The organism is Algoriphagus sp. 10J20-15 (genome assembly GCF_055809615.1).
On the sequence record NZ_JBVVUG010000004.1, the window covers coordinates 41,533 to 56,920 of the forward strand.

The 15,388-nt window shown below is 39.5% G+C and carries 11 protein-coding genes; 3 read left to right on the top strand and 8 right to left on the bottom strand.

Features of this window, described 5'->3' with window-relative positions; all coding sequences use genetic code 11:
- The 4 genes from gltB to mutY all read right to left on the bottom strand — a co-directional run bounded on the left by gltB (position 1) and on the right by mutY (position 7,917).
- Positions 1–4,491, bottom strand: coding sequence for a glutamate synthase large subunit (gene gltB, locus AC0L6R_RS01915; protein ID WP_283411867.1), 4,491 nt, complete (start codon positions 4,489–4,491; stop codon positions 1–3).
- A gap of 393 nt (positions 4,492–4,884) precedes the next feature.
- The gene (gene gldE, locus AC0L6R_RS01920; protein WP_473269711.1) at positions 4,885–6,234 is read right to left on the bottom strand and encodes a gliding motility-associated protein GldE; all 1,350 of its coding nucleotides are present in this window, start codon (positions 6,232–6,234) and stop codon (positions 4,885–4,887) included.
- A 70-nt stretch (positions 6,235–6,304) separates the two neighbouring features.
- Positions 6,305–6,772, bottom strand: coding sequence for a single-stranded DNA-binding protein (locus AC0L6R_RS01925; protein WP_283411865.1), 468 nt, complete (start codon positions 6,770–6,772; stop codon positions 6,305–6,307).
- A gap of 47 nt (positions 6,773–6,819) precedes the next feature.
- Positions 6,820–7,917, bottom strand: coding sequence for an A/G-specific adenine glycosylase (gene mutY, locus AC0L6R_RS01930; RefSeq protein ID WP_473269713.1), 1,098 nt, complete (start codon positions 7,915–7,917; stop codon positions 6,820–6,822).
- A gap of 121 nt (positions 7,918–8,038) precedes the next feature.
- Here mutY and AC0L6R_RS01935 point away from each other — a divergent pair, with 121 nt between their 5' ends.
- The 3 genes from AC0L6R_RS01935 (at position 8,039) to AC0L6R_RS01945 (ending at position 10,948) form a co-directional block, all read left to right on the top strand.
- The gene (locus AC0L6R_RS01935) at positions 8,039–8,347 is read left to right on the top strand and encodes an HU family DNA-binding protein (RefSeq protein ID WP_091696410.1); all 309 of its coding nucleotides are present in this window, start codon (positions 8,039–8,041) and stop codon (positions 8,345–8,347) included.
- Between the two features lie 18 nt (positions 8,348–8,365).
- The gene (locus AC0L6R_RS01940) at positions 8,366–9,193 is read left to right on the top strand and encodes a tetratricopeptide repeat protein (protein WP_283411863.1); all 828 of its coding nucleotides are present in this window, start codon (positions 8,366–8,368) and stop codon (positions 9,191–9,193) included.
- 183 nt (positions 9,194–9,376) lie between these two features.
- Entirely contained in the window at positions 9,377–10,948 is a 1,572-nt protein-coding gene (locus tag AC0L6R_RS01945) for an Rne/Rng family ribonuclease (protein ID WP_283411862.1), read from the top strand.
- Positions 10,949–11,055: 107 nt separating this feature from the next.
- Here the strand turns inward: AC0L6R_RS01945 and AC0L6R_RS01950 are convergent, their stop codons facing one another.
- The 4 genes from AC0L6R_RS01950 to AC0L6R_RS01965 form a co-directional block, all read right to left on the bottom strand.
- A complete protein-coding gene (locus tag AC0L6R_RS01950) occupies positions 11,056–12,108 on the bottom strand; it encodes a DUF4221 family protein (RefSeq protein WP_283411861.1) in 1,053 nt (350 codons plus the stop codon).
- Between the two features lie 128 nt (positions 12,109–12,236).
- Positions 12,237–13,454: a hypothetical protein gene (locus tag AC0L6R_RS01955; protein ID WP_473269714.1), complete on the bottom strand. Its 1,218-nt coding sequence runs from the start codon at positions 13,452–13,454 to the stop codon at positions 12,237–12,239.
- Between the two features lie 37 nt (positions 13,455–13,491).
- Positions 13,492–14,244: a LytR/AlgR family response regulator transcription factor gene (locus AC0L6R_RS01960; protein WP_473269715.1), complete on the bottom strand. Its 753-nt coding sequence runs from the start codon at positions 14,242–14,244 to the stop codon at positions 13,492–13,494.
- A complete protein-coding gene (locus AC0L6R_RS01965; protein WP_473269716.1) occupies positions 14,241–15,314 on the bottom strand; it encodes a sensor histidine kinase in 1,074 nt (357 codons plus the stop codon). The genes AC0L6R_RS01960 and AC0L6R_RS01965 overlap by 4 nt, the downstream gene beginning before the upstream one ends.
- Between the last annotated feature and the right edge of the window lie 74 nt (positions 15,315–15,388).

A 15,388-nucleotide genomic window follows, 5' to 3' on the forward strand; every position in this document is an offset into this window, starting at 1 on the left:
TTACGCCAATGATTTTGATTGTTCTAATGCTCTTTTCTCTAAAACTGCCTTGTAATCTCTAGGAATCACTTTAATAAACTTCTCTTTATAAGTATCCCATTCTTCTAGAAACTTAGTTCCTAACCCTGATTTAGTCAGTTTTACATGTCTTTTCAGGAATGTCTTGATTGTGCTGTAATCCTCATCTTCCAGAATATCGATATCGACCAATTCTGGATTGATCTCTGTAATGTAATCTTTAAGGATATAGGCAATCCCGCCGCTCATTCCGGCAGCAAAGTTTCGTCCTATCTCTCCAAGATTCACTACCAAACCACCCGTCATGTATTCACAACCGTGATCACCAATTCCTTCTACTACAGTTTGTACACCGGAGTTTCTCACGCAGAATCGCTCCCCGCCTTTTCCATTGATGTATGCCTCACCAGAAGTAGCACCATAGAAAGCTACGTTACCAATGATGATATTTTCCTCAGGAACAAATTTGGCATTTCTGCTTGGGTAGATGATCAGTTTTCCGCCGGAAAGACCTTTTCCAAAGTAATCATTGGCTTCACCTTCCAGTTCGAAATTGACTCCTTTGGTAAGGAATCCTCCAAATGTCTGGCCTGCAGACCCTGTGAATTTGAAGTTGATGGTATCCTCAGGTAATCCTGGACTACCGTATATTTTAGAAATCTCATTGGAAAGCATCGCTCCCACTGACCTATCAATATTTTTGATCTGGAAACTTCCAGAGGAAGCCATCGCTTGTTCAAGTGATGGTAGTGCAGCTTTGATTAGCTGCCGGTCCAAAACTCTCTTCAGTTCAAAATCCTGATCAATTTGCTTGTGAATACCTACGTGATCTGGAACTTCTACCTTATGGAATATTGGACTTAAGTCCACTTTATCCCATTTCCAATGGTTCAGATGTCCGGTAGACTGGAGCACGTTGCTTTGTCCGACCATTTCATCTATTGTACGGAAACCTAGCGAAGCCATGATTTCACGTAGATCTTGTACCAAGAATTGGAAGTAGTTTACCACATGATCTGGATCACCTGTAAATAATTTTCTTAGATCTGGATTTTGAGTTGCAATTCCAACTGGACAAGTGTTCAGGTGGCATTTTCTCATCATAATACATCCTTCCACTACTAGAGCAGCAGTAGAAATTCCCCACTCTTCAGCTCCTAGAAGGGTTGCAATCGCAAGATCACGCCCAGTCCTTAGCTGACCATCGGTTTGAAGGACAACACGGCTACGTAAGTTGTTTTTCACTAGCGTTTGATGTGCTTCAGAGAGTCCAAGCTCCCATGGTAAACCTGCATGACGAATTGAACTCAATGGAGATGCTCCTGTTCCTCCATCTGCTCCAGAGATGAGGATCACATCAGCCATGGCCTTAGCCACACCTGCTGCTACAGTCCCGACTCCCGCTTGGGAAACAAGCTTGACATTGATTCTGGCTTTTCTATTCGCATTTTTCAAATCGTAAATCAGCTGAGCCAAATCCTCGATAGAATAAATATCGTGGTGTGGTGGAGGAGAAATCAAACCTACGCCAGGCGTGGAGTGTCTTACTCTACCGATCCAATCATCTACTTTATGTCCTGGAAGCTGACCACCTTCACCAGGTTTTGCTCCTTGTGCCATTTTAATTTGGAGCTCGGCGGCATTTGTTAGGTAATTACTAGTTACGCCGAATCTACCGGAGGCTACTTGCTTAATCGCTGAGCGTTCCCAGTCTCCATTTTCTTTTTTGGCAAATCGAATTTCGTCTTCTCCGCCTTCTCCAGAGTTACTCTTGGCGCCTATCCTGTTCATGGCTATCGCCAAAGTAGAGTGTGCTTCGTGAGAAATAGATCCAAATGACATCGCACCAGTGGCAAACCTTCTCATAATGGAAGATGCCGGCTCTACTTCGTCAATTGGTACAGAGATTCGTTTTTTGAATTCAAATAAGCCCCTTAAGGTCAAAGCATCTTTACTTTGCTCATTGATTTTGGCTGCAAATTTCTTATACAAAGCAAAATCATTCAAGCGGGTAGATTTCTGAAGTAGGTGGATTGTTTCAGGATTGAATAAGTGTTTTTCACCTCTTCTTTTCCACTGATACACGCCTCCTTGCTCTAGAATAGGAGAATCTGTCTCATAAGCGGCCCTATGACGAATCAAGACTTCTTCAGCCAATTCGTCAAAAGCTATACCTGAGATTCTGGAAATTGTTCCTTTAAAACATCTATCAATAACTTCTGGTCCAAGTCCTACTGCTTCGAAAATCTGTGCACTTTGGTAAGACTGAAGCGTACTGATTCCCATTTTGGAAAGCACTTTGAGTAGTCCTTTTCCTATCGCCGCTTGATAATTTGAGAATAATTTCTTCTGGTTTTTTGCATTAGGCAATTCACCTTTTTCAAACATATCCAAAAGAGATTCCAATGCCATGTATGGATTGATGGCAGAAGCACCGTATCCAATTGCAGTTGCGAAATGATGTGTTTCGCGGATATCTCCAGATTCCAGCACCAAGCCGGCGCTAGTTCTTATTTTCTTTTTGACAAGATGATGGTGAACTGCCCCGATCGCCAATAGAGATGGGATTGGTGCATATTCTTTAGTACTATTTCTGTCAGAAATAATGATGACATTTTTTCCTTCACTAATTGCTTTTTCAGCCTCATCACATAGCTTGTCAAGTGCTTCCAAAAGCCTTCCTGGCTGGTGATCTGCTAGGAAATGACTGGAAAGAGTAGCACATCTATAGCCTTGCCCTTCCATATTCTGAATCTTTTCCAGGTCTTCATTTAGCAGTACTGGCTGGGAAATATGGATTTGACGCGTGTGCTTAGGACTTTCTTCCAAAATATTCTGTCCTACGCCCAATCGGGTGAACAAAGACATCACCAAACGCTCACGAATCGGATCGATCGGAGGATTACTTACCTGCGCAAATAGTTGCTTGAAGTAATTGGAAATATGCTGACTTTCTTTGGATAGAACAGCTAATGGGGTATCCGCTCCCATTGAGCCAATTGCTTCATAGGCAGTATCTCCCATTGGGCTCAAGACTACTTTGAGTTCCTCAGAAGTGTATCCAAATATAGTTTGGTGCTTTTTAATGTTCTCGGTAGAATATGGATGAGTCAGCGTTTTTGGGGCATCCTCCAGACGAAGTTTGATTCGCTGGTCTGCTACCCACTGCTCATAAGGCTGTTTTCTGCAGATTTCACCTTTTACTTCCTCATCAAATACCACTCGGCCTTTTTCCAAATCAGCCCAAATCATTCTACCTGGACTGATTCTGCCTTTTTCTAATATTGTAGCTTCCCGAATAGGCAATGCGCCTGCCTCGGAAGAAAGAATCAGTCTTTGATCTTTAGTAATAAAGTATCTAAGTGGACGCAGGCCATTTCTGTCAAGCGTAGCACCAACAGATTTTCCATCTGTAAAGAGCAAAGCAGCTGGACCATCCCATGGCTCAACAAGTGAAGCATGGAATTTATAGAATGATTTTCTGTCTCGATCCATCACTTCATTATCCTGCCAAGCTTCTGGCACAAGCATCATCATAGCATGAGGAAGGGATCTACCACTCAACGTGAGAAGTTCTACCATCGCGTCAAGATTCGCTGAATCAGACTTCTGCTTATCAGTAATAGGCATCAATCGAGAAAGCTCCTCATCAGTGAAAAACTTCGATTTCATGAGGTTTTCCTTAGACTTCATCTTATTCAGATTCCCTTTGATCGTATTGATCTCACCATTGTGAGAAAGGAATCGGAATGGCTGTGCCAATCTCCAGTTTGGAAAAGTATTGGTAGAGAATCGTGAGTGTACAATTGCAAATGCAGAGCCTATTCTCGGGTTTTGTAAGTCTTTGTAAAAAGCCAATACCTGATCAGTCCGAAGTTGTCCCTTATATATAAGTGTCTGACTGCTCAAACTCGCAAAATAGAAGGACTGGTTTACTCCTGGAATCTTAGTGTTGATTTCAGAAGTGGAATAGTTTCTAAGCACATAAAGCTTGCGCTCCAATTCAATTCCTGTGAGTCCCTTTTTATGCTTGACAAAAAGTTGCTCTATATTAGGCATCACTTCTAGTGCTCCGGAACCTGGTACGGTTTCGTCCACCGGCACGGATCTATATCCGATTAATTCAAAACCCAACTCATCAATAAGTTGATTAAGTAGTTCTTTTGACTTGTGGAATAGTTGCTTATTCTTTGGGAAAAACGTCATGCCCACGCCATAAGATCCAGCTTCTGGAAGCTCGATTTCTGTACGTGCAGTGATATCCTTAAGGAACTGATGTGGTACCTGAATTAATATGCCAGCACCATCGCCAGATTTGGGATCAGCCCCTCTTCCACCACGGTGCTCCATGTTGCTCAGCATGTATAAGGCATCGCTAATTGTCTCATGTGAGGGTACTGCGCTCAAATCGACAACTGCACCTATACCGCAGGAGTCATGCTCAAACTCCGATCGATACAAACCTTCTTGCATTTTTATAGAATTTATTAGGTTCAAAATTTCCAAAAATTACAAAAAAAAAATGTCCTATTAAAATTACGGCAATAAAACGGGTGCTTTAGTGCCTTATTACTTATGGATTTTAACTTTATTAAAATTTTGGCAATTACCTTTTTGGTGTGAAAAATTGAACGTAGCTGTAAATTTTATAGCGGTATTTGAATAGATAGGGTGTTTTTTGACACTTTTCCAGAAAAAAGTATGTCATGATTTTAGTTTTGGGGTACCCAAAATTAATCTTAAAAAAAATAAAATTATTTTCCGTGAATTTTCTTTCGAATTCGTCGATTCGTTGTTTAATGATTCAGCTGAAGAATATTATTCTGAATTCATTGAATAATTAAAAATATTGTAATTGGCTGCTTTTCAATCAGTATAAGGCCCTAATGAATCCTTGTCTAAAGAATTAATGTGAACCTTTACTTTTTTGATTTTCCGTGAATCTACTGCAAGGATGGTAAATTCAAAATCCTCAAACTTGATCTTTGTGCCATTCTTTGGCAATTTGGAATTCAACTCTAAAAGCAAGCCTCCAAGTGATTCGCTTTCACCTTTTACCTCTTCGAAAATCTGTCCGTCTAATTCCAGTTTTTTACAAAAATCATTGAGAGAGACCTTTCCTTCAAAAATGAAGGTAGAAGGATCAATTTCCTGAAAGAAGATGTCATCATGGTCATCAAATTCATCATTTATTTCCCCAATAATTTCTTCTATCAAATCTTCCAATGTGACCAAACCAGACGTTCCTCCATACTCATCCACAACGATAGCCATGTGGACTCGCTTCAATTGAAAATCCTTTAAAAGTGTATCTACTTTCTTATTTTCCGGTACGAAGAAACTCTTTCGGATTAATTCATTCCATGCAAAATCTTCGTCTTTTTCAATGTATGGAAGTAGGTCCTTTATGTAGAGTATGCCTTGAATATTGTCAATAGTTTCTTCGTAAACCGGGATTCTAGAATAGCCACTTTTATTGATTTTGTCCATCAGTTCATGGAAATCCATTTCCATATCTACTGCCGTGATGTCCATGCGGCTTTGCATCACCTGCTTTACTGTAAGGGTACCAAAGTTTACGATTCCTCGTAGTATCTCTCGTTCTTCATTTGGAGCGTCCTCAGTTGTCAATTCCAAGGCCTGATTCAGTTCATTTACCGAGAGGGAATAGCCCTTTTTTTCAATCCTCTTTTCGAGTAAATTACTAAAGGCCATCAAGAACTTAGAAAAAGGTCGAAGTATTGTAGAGAAAAAACTGATACTTGGAGCCATGATTAGGCTAAATTCGACCTTGGCTTTATTCGCATATACTTTCGGTACTATTTCCCCAAAAAACACGATTGCGAAAGTTACTCCAACCGTTTGGACAAGGATGATGATAATTCCTGTGGCATTTTGCCCAAAGATGGACCATGCCACAAATGTAGTTAATGTCACTATCCCAATGTTAATTAGATTATTGAGGATCAGAATAGTGCTGAGCAGGTTTTTAGGCGACTCTACTAAGTTTATCACTTTTTTACCGCGAGGCGTATTATCCTCGTCGATATTGCCTAGATCTTCATTGGTTAGGGAAAAAAATGCTACCTCTGAACCAGAAGCCAGGGCAGAGCCTATTAATAGTAGTATAAAAAGCAATCCATTTAGAATCAAATAACTTACCGAAGGTGAGCTAATCTGAGCGAGTAAATGGTAACTCGGGTAGGGATCGTCCATGTATTAAACCGCAATGGTTAATGCAAAATTAAAAAATTCCCCTGAAAATAGCTTCCAGAGGAATAGATTATTAAAATGGTAGATCATCATCTTCCGTATCTGAGACCATTTCTTGTGCTTTTGGTGCAGAAGTAGGAGCTGCAGATGCCGGTCTTTGTTGATTTGATTGCTGTGGAGCATTAGTGTTTCCTCCCATGGCACCATCTGGCTTGGCTCCCAGCATAGTGAAGCTTAACACTCTGATTTTAGTACGGTAGCGATTTTGACCTTGCTCATCTTGCCATTTGTCAGTTTTGAGTTTGCCTTCCACATAGATCTGACTGCCTTTTTTGAGGTATTGCTCAGCGATTTTTGCCTGAGCTCCCCACATTTCCAGGTCGTGCCATTCCGTTTGCTCTACACGTTCGCCATTTCGATTTTTGTAAGCTTCGGTAGTTGCGATGCTAAGATTTGCTACTGCATTGTCACCTTCCAAATATTTAACTTCTGGATCTGACCCAAGATTACCCACTAAGATTACTTTATTTACTCCTGCCATAGTTTAGTTTATTTTAAAGTTTGAAAAAATCTAATACTTGAAGGTACTCAAATCCCTTGATCGTTCAAAAAGTTTACGATCAACTTCGGTTTAGCCAGGTATTCAATTTTGTCCTCTGCTACCAGCATAAAACCCTCCTTTTCGCACCAGTTTTCAAGCTGATCCAAATTTTCTTCCTTTATTTCTATTTCTGAGAAAACAGCATTCAATCGCTGGTGTGACAGAATGTGTCTGTATTTTTTTGGGAATGGCTGAAATTCCTTCTCGCTAGCTGAAGGAATATCGATAGCTTGGAAATTTTGATCCTCTTTAGTTTCTTCCTGAGGAAAGTCAAATAGCCCTTCCCAGATATCACCGGAGGTTCTTTTTTTCCAAACCCATTTACCACCGCACTTGATCACATAGTAATGGAAGTGACGCTCTTTAATTTTCACTTTATTGATTTTCACAGGTAGATCCGACACCATATTATATAGGAGGGCAAAACAAGACGATTTGAGAGGGCATATTTCGCATCCTGGATTTTTGGGCGTACACATCCTTGCTCCAAAATCCATCATTGCCTGATTAAACTCTCCGGGTTGATCTATTGGGATAATTTGGTTGGCTAAAGCTTCGAATTCTTTCTTCGCCCTGGAACTCGCGATGTCTGTTTCTATACCGAAATATCGTGCTAGCACCCGGAATACATTTCCATCTACCACTGCCTTTACCTCACCATAAGCAAAACTGGCAATTGCAGACGCGGTATAGCTACCAACTCCTTTTAGTTTAAGTAGCTCATCATACGTGTTGGGGAAAATACCGTTCTTGTCAAACCAGATACTCTTTGCACAAGCATGAAGGTTGCGGGCTCGACTATAATACCCCAGCCCCTGCCACAATCTCAGTACCTCTTCCTCCGGAGCCAAAGCGAGATCTTTTACCGTAGGATAAGCCTCGACAAAAGCATAATAATAAGGTAACCCTTGAGCGACGCGAGTTTGCTGAAGAATGATTTCTGAGAGCCAAATTTTGTATGGATCATGGGTTTCTCTCCATGGTAATTCACGTGGGTTTTCTTTATACCAAGTTAGTATTTGATACGAAAAAGTCTGATATTCAGTGGTTTTGTGATCCATGGTCAATAATATTCTATCATACAAATCAAGCTAATTTTTATGAATAAGTTTTTTAATTACAATGGTTGTCTTACATTTGCAGTCCCAAAAACACTTGGTTAATAGGTTGTTAAGCTTATTTCGTAATTTCTAAATTAATATTACAGTGACTAAAGCAGAAGTAATCACTAAGATTTCGGACAAAACAGGAATCCAGAAGGATGATGTTACACAAGCCATTGAGGCGTTCTTCAAAGTAGTGAAGGATTCAATGTCTGAAGGAGACAACATCTACGTGAGAGGATTTGGTAGCTTCATCAACAAGAAGAGAGCTAAAAAAATCGCCAGAAACATCTCCAAAAACACAGCTATCGTGATCGACGAGCATTACATCCCGGCTTTCAAGCCATCTAAGGTGTTTGTAGAGAAGATCAAAAACAGTAAAAAAATCAAGGAACTAGCTCCTCAGGACTAAGTCTGAAGAGTTTTTGACATGAAAAGATCTCAACTCATACTTATTGCACTAGGGATCGTCGCAGTCGGAGGATTGTATGTTCTTCCTACTGTGGTCGTAGACAATGAAAGTAAAGCAGATTCAGTTTCCCAGGAAACTGGAGCCGCAGCCACTTCATCCGAGGATCCAGTAGCAATGCATGAGGCTGAGTTAAGTCCTGATCAGAGGCTTCAGATAAATACACTGAAACTTCAGATCGCTGAAAACACTTCGAAAGAGGAAATGAAATCTTCCTCGGAAGAAATCGCAGCAATCTATCAGGAACTTGGGAAGTACGATAGTGCTGGGTATTATCTTAGTTTAGCTGCTGATCAGCAGTCGGACCTGGTATTAGCAGAGAAAGCAGGAAACGCTTATTATGAAGCATTCAGTTTCGCGCTAGATCCAGAGAAAGTATCCTATACTGCCGAGCAGACCCGAAAGTATTTAAATCAGGTGCTGGATAACGATCCCACCCGTTTGGATTTGAAAACCAAGGTAGCGATGACTTATGTGTCCTCGTCCAATCCTATGCAAGGGATCACAATGCTAAGAGAAATCTTGGAGCAGGATCCACAAAATGAGGATGGACTGTTCAACATGGGCGTACTATCTATGCAATCAGGTCAGTATAAGCGTGCCACCGAGAGATTTGAGGAATTAATCCAATATCACCCGGACAACCTTCAGGGGCAATTTTATCTGGCAGTGAGCTATTTCGAAGCCAAACAAAACAACAAAGCGAAAGCCCAGTTTGAGAAAGTGAAAGCGATGACTACCGATGAAATGATTCTTGGAAGTATCGAAAGCTATCTCGACAAGCTATAAATTATTTGTATCACTACTAAATCCAAAGACTATGCCTTGCGGAAAGAAAAGAAAAAGACATAAGATCGCTACGCACAAGCGTAAGAAGAGACTAAGAAAAAACAGACATAAGAAGAAGTAATACACTTCTTCTTATTGTCATTTGAGTAAACGTTCATTTACATAGTATAATAAGACGAGATTTTGAGTACGGAATTGTTAATCGATTCTGCTCAAAACGGAAGTCGAATTGCCCTCCTTCAAGACAAGAGCCTGGTTGAGTTGCATTCCGAAGGAATGGACAATCAGTTCAAAGTTGGAGATATTTATCTCGGTACGGTCCGCAAAATCGTCAATGGGCTCAATGCAGCCTTCATTGACGTAGGTTATGAGAAAGACGCCTTTCTTCATTACCAGGACCTCGGGGCAAATTTCAACAGCCTGACGAAGTTCACCAAAATGGTGCGCAACAACAACTACGGCAATTACAATTTGAAGGGTTTTGAAAACGAACCTGAAATCGATAAGATTGGAAAAATATCTGGTCCTCTATCGAAAAACCAGCAAATACTGGTTCAGGTCGTCAAAGAACCCATCTCTACGAAGGGGCCTCGACTATCCTGTGAGCTCTCTCTACCAGGTCGCTACCTCGTGTTGGTTCCCTTCTCAGATTCGGTCAACGTATCCAAGAAGATCAGAAGCAACGAGGAAAGAAGACGTCTCCTGAGACTCATCAATTCCATCAAACCAGCCAATTTCGGAGTAATAATCCGTACAGTGGCGGAAGGTCAGTCCGTTAGTGACTTAGATAAAGACCTTCGTAATCTTCTCACTAACTGGGAAGAAGGCATGGCAAAATTGTTGAAAGCCAAGAGTCGCGACAAAATAATTGGAGAGATGAGCATGGCTTCCTCACTTGTGAGAGACCTGCTCAACGAATCATTCGACGCAATCACCGTAGAAGAAGAATCTACTTACGATCAGATCAGATCCTACATCAGGAATATAGCCCCTGAAAAAGAAAAAATTGTAAAGCTTTACAATGGTAAAGCCAAGCTATTTGAAAATTTTGGAATAGAAAAGCAGATCAAAAGCTTGTTTGGACAAACGGTCAGCCTTCCGCAAGGAGGGTATGTGATCATCGAGCACACAGAAGCCCTGCACGTCATCGACGTGAACAGTGGTAATAAGTCCAACCAAGAAAGTGACCAGGAATCAACGGCCTTAAAAACCAATCTGGTCGCAGCTAAAGAAATTGGCAGACAGCTCCGACTCCGGGATATGGGAGGAATTATCGTGGTCGATTTTATCGACATGAAGAGGGCCGAAAATAAAAAAGCCATCTACGAAGCGATGAAGGACGAGCTTAAGTTTGATAGGTCTAAGCATACTGTTTTGCCGCTGAGCAAATTTGGGCTCATGCAGATCACCAGACAGCGAGTAAGGCCTGAGGTCAATATTGTGACCAAAGAGACTTGCCCGGCTTGCAACGGCACCGGCAAAATTCAAGCGTCTATTTTGATAGCTGATAAGCTAGAAAGAGACGTAGATCATATTGCTACTATCCAAAATGTGAGTAAAATACAAATTGGGCTGCATCCCTACCTGCACGCATACTTCACTACAGGCATTATTAGCCGAAGAGTAAAGTGGTTTTTCAAGTATAATAAATGGATAAAACTGATCAAAGATTCTTCCCTACCCGTGACGGAATACAGATTCTTGGATGAATCTGGAGAGGAAATCGAACTACAAGTAAAAAGCGAGACTGAATAGTCTCGCTTTTTTTTATGAATTTTTTTATCCTGGAAGGCTCAAAGATTACCTGATATTGCAAGGTTTTGTTTGAGCTGTGGTCTTACTTCGATATTTGATTGTTTTGCCTACTTGGTTCTCGACTTTACTTCATTGATTTTTGAGAAGTCAATTATCGCATATGCCACGATATCGTCTGTCGTTTTGGTATAAAGATTTAAGGCATAACCTTGGGGCGTGTTAAACCCAAACTTGGCCAATTCTACAGTATTGAATTTTATTTCTGCTTCTGGATTCAACTCTTGATCAAAAACTAAAAGGCGATACTCTTGCCTCTTTGGGTAATCTTCATTAGGTCCTTTTATTCTAACCCACCGTAAGATTTTTTCAGCATAGGCATCCAAATCCAGTCCTTCATATTTACTGCTTTCATAATTTGGTTGAAATACAATGTATTCTCCACTCGGAATAGTGATCCCTTTTTTGAATTCTAGGGGAGCCGTCGTTCCTGCCCATTTCCAACTTTGCTTTCCATTTTTTAGGATAGCTAAAGAGTCTGAGATAGAAAAACTTATTAGATGCTCATTGGATTTAGGGTTATAAACATGGCTAAATAACCCCAACTGGTCATCGTCGGTGTACTCTGTTATAGATTGAGGGTAAAGAAATTGGTAATTTGAAAAGCTATTTGTTTCCGTATTGAAAACCATTCCCCACTTATCATAGTCCACAAAATCCTCTTTAAAAACAAAGGGGATGTCGACAAAAAATAGCTCATTTCCTGATTTTTGGAGGTTATTGTGTACGATGCTTGAGTAGTTTGCATACCCTCTTTTGCTATCTACTTCAGGTAAATCCCATCTCCCAAGTACATTTCCATTTAAATCAGCTTGAATCAATTCTTTCTGCTGTGATAGAAAGTAAATACTACTATGATCTATGAAATTGCCGGTGATAAAGGAACCTATACCATCTGGCCCTTCTTTTTCGAAAGATTGTCTTTTTAACAGTTTTCCTTTTGGATAGCTATAAATTAGTAATTCATGATTTAGATAGGTTGCCATTATTTTTCCTGAATCAGTATCGGAAAATGAAAAATAGGAGCCGAGATTTTTGGTCAATGTATCCTTCTCCAAATACAGGGTATCTACAATCAAATCCTTCAGATCAAGGATCGGCATTTCTTTTTGAGACTTTGTGGAGCAAGAAATGCCAATAATACAGAAGGCCAAAAAAGTGAGTAATGTAAATCTTTTCATTAATGGGAGAAGGAAGTGTTTTGTAAATTAACTATTCCGGTATGAAAAACTTACCGTTTAATAAATTGAAGCTGATCCCATTGGTTTACAATAATCAGAGTAGGCTCATTATCCACAAATCCATATTCTAATAGTAGTTTTTGCACCCTCAGCGAATGGGTACCATTTTCAAGATTAGAAATATCTATTCCTGTTTGATATATTTTTTGCTTAGTGGTTCCGATTCTATGTTTCGACCAAGAATCTATTTTAACTAATTGCTCATCTATATAAACCCTATGAAGGTCTGCAGTTTCTTTAAGGGTTTTCCATCCCAGAGAATCTAACTCCTTAGCAAAATCCGTATTCAATTGTTCAATTATTTTTCCATCTCCCTCATATCTGGCAATGCCTAATCTTAGATAGTCGTCACTGATTTCTTCGGATGGAATAAAGGTTCTTGGATACCTAGTATTGAAATCATGTTCTGTTTCATAATGCAGATACTTGGCCGACCACTCCAATTCCTTTTCAATTAATCCTCGATCATTATTATAAGTAGTGAAGTCTTGAGTATCAGATATAATAATAGGAGTAGAGAAAGCAAAAATCAAAAAGGAGTAAACTACAGCTAGCCATTTACCTATGTTACTTTGATATATGGCTGAAATAGAATTTAACATACTTTGAGTATACCATGTTTTGAGTTTAGTTTTCTTTTTGGCAAAAGTCAATGCCATGAAACCAATCATACTCACCATGAAAATCACATAAATGATAAAAAAATTGAGATCGAACCAGACGTAAACACCAATCAATAATCCTAGATAAACTGTAAAAGTCAGGAACACCAACACTAGTGAAACCGGATAGGCGAATGTCATACTGCAGACTTTTTCTAACCGGAGCACCATATCTGCTGGCTTTTGGTATTCATAGTCCTGAGCCATTTTGAACAGGTTCTTATTGATGACACCTTCGGGAAATGCATAACTAAGTCCTAAGAGTCCTGCCCACACAAATCGAAGGCAAAGATGTACCACAAAAAATATCTTAAAAACTGAAACGACCGTGGTCAGATAAAAAAGAATCAACAAACTCGGAAAATACCCCACACCAATTTCCTGAATAAGGTAAACAGAGAACTCATAAATTTTCGCCGGGAAGACAAACAAAAATGCAAGGGTAATACCCGATATAATCACCTCCGGTTCCCAGCTATTCCGCTGGAGATTTTCGAGCCAAGTGAGCTCTTCCTGCTTGCGTTCGTAATCTGTGCTTTTATTCATCTTTCAAAAAATACATTAGAAATTCGATTTATCTAAATTATTGATCGAGCCAGCTTTTGAAATCCGATACTTTTTCCCGGCTAATTAAAATATCCTGATCCCGGCAATTTTTCAAAGTGACTTTCAAACGACTATTGGAATAGGAGAAAATTTCATCAATCCCTTCTAGGCTGCTCAGGTATTTTCGGTTTAACCGAAAGAATTTTACTGGGTCTACCTGGGATTCTGTTTGTTCCAAAGTGCTTTCTAGCACGTATTTTTTTCCATCCAGTGTATGCAAAAAAGTAATTCGTTCTTCGCTGTTAAAATACAAAATATCATCCACTGGTATACTTTGAATTTTCTCTCCAAAGCGTACCAAAAACCGGGATTTGTATGCTGATTTTGTTGGATTAAGTAGGGTTTTCAAGACATCAACATCTATGGAGGATCGGATTTGGTTGCTTTTGAACTTATCCACAGCTCTTGTCAAATCATTTGGATCAATTGGCTTCAAAAGGTAGTCGATAGCGTTCACCTGAAAAGCTTTGATGGCATATTGATCAAATGCTGTAGTGAAAATAATTGGTGTGGATAAACTTATTTTTTCAAAAATTGAAAAGCTGATTCCATCTGCTAATTGTATATCGCTGAATATTAAATCTGGCTGATTATTTTGTTGAAACCACCGAACAGAATTAGAAACGCTGTCTAAATTTTCAATTATTTCAGCATCTGGAAAATGCCTCTTTATTTGCATTTTAAGCAGATTGGCAGCAGGTTTTTCGTCTTCTATAATAACGATTCTCATGTGGATAACTCTAAAATTGGCAGTTTGACCAAGAACTCATCTTCCGTCTGAATTACTTCCATGTTTCTTTCAGAAAGGAGTTGATATCTCATTTTTATATTATTCAATCCTATTCCTGTTGATGGCTCAGTTTGGCTAGACTTAGGCTGAAAAGTATTGCTAATCCATAAATCATTACCCTTTCTGTAGATGTGGATAAATAGTGGTTCACTTTGGCTCACAATATTATGTTTGATCGCATTTTCCAATAGAAGTTGGAGCGAAAGTGGTGGTATAAACCCGTTTTGATTCTCAATTTTTATCGAAAACTGTAAGCTTTCTTCAAATCTAATTTTCTGAAGTTCGAGATAATTTTTAGCAAAACTCTCTTCCTTTTCCAGCTCGATTAATTCCTCTTTTTGTGCTTCCAACACGTAGCGATATATACGGGATAGCTTCTGAATGAAAGCTGCAGATTTGTCTGCATTTTCATAAACTAAACTGGAAAGCACATTAAGGGAATTGAATAAAAAGTGGGGGTTCAATTGATCCTTCAAAGACTGATATTGACTTGCCAATTTTTCGTTTCGAAGAATCTCGGCCTCGAGGGCTGACTTTCTCCATTCCAACAGCCATGATCGAGTAGTAAACAAAGCCATAAACCCCAATGCTATTCCCATTGGCATCAGAGAATAGTTGAAGATCATCTTCCAGGGGATATTGTCAAGTGTAAAATTACCTTTGACCCAGGAATATATTCCTACAATGATGAATGAGACCGAAAAGGCATAACTGAGATAAGTTACACTTGTTAGTATGAAACGTTTTGCAGGATGATGAATCCACGATATTCTTTTGTCATAAAAATTCTCGACAACATTACCGCCATAGCTCATCGCAATGGTAATACTTAAGGAGAAAAGGAAATCTGGTGCAAGGCTTTTAATTCCTTCCCAGCTTAAAAAACAACTTGGGCAGAAATACAACATCAGGACAGTTGCAATACCTAAGTTGATGACAAGAAAGCTTGGTAATGTACTCCAAATACCTCCTTTTGTTTTGCAGATTCCTTTATGGTCGATTTCTGACATATTGGGAAATTAATTAAAAAGCCTCAATTCCTTTCTGTAGTTGACGCAGAAAGAAATTAAGGCATGTTTTCTTT

What these genes read in the sequence shown, in the direction of transcription:
- gltB (WP_283411867.1), bottom strand. Translation starts at nt 4,491, where the DNA reads ATGCAAGAAGGTTTGTATCGATCGGAGTTTGAGCATGACTCCTGCGGT.
- gldE (WP_473269711.1), bottom strand. Translation starts at nt 6,234, where the DNA reads ATGGACGATCCCTACCCGAGTTACCATTTACTCGCTCAGATTAGCTCA.
- AC0L6R_RS01925 (WP_283411865.1), bottom strand. Translation starts at nt 6,772, where the DNA reads ATGGCAGGAGTAAATAAAGTAATCTTAGTGGGTAATCTTGGGTCAGAT.
- AC0L6R_RS01940 (WP_283411863.1), top strand. Translation starts at nt 8,366, where the DNA reads ATGAAAAGATCTCAACTCATACTTATTGCACTAGGGATCGTCGCAGTC.
- AC0L6R_RS01950 (WP_283411861.1), bottom strand. Translation starts at nt 12,108, where the DNA reads ATGCCGATCCTTGATCTGAAGGATTTGATTGTAGATACCCTGTATTTG.
- AC0L6R_RS01955 (WP_473269714.1), bottom strand. Translation starts at nt 13,454, where the DNA reads ATGAATAAAAGCACAGATTACGAACGCAAGCAGGAAGAGCTCACTTGG.
- AC0L6R_RS01960 (WP_473269715.1), bottom strand. Translation starts at nt 14,244, where the DNA reads ATGAGAATCGTTATTATAGAAGACGAAAAACCTGCTGCCAATCTGCTT.
- AC0L6R_RS01965 (WP_473269716.1), bottom strand. Translation starts at nt 15,314, where the DNA reads ATGTCAGAAATCGACCATAAAGGAATCTGCAAAACAAAAGGAGGTATT.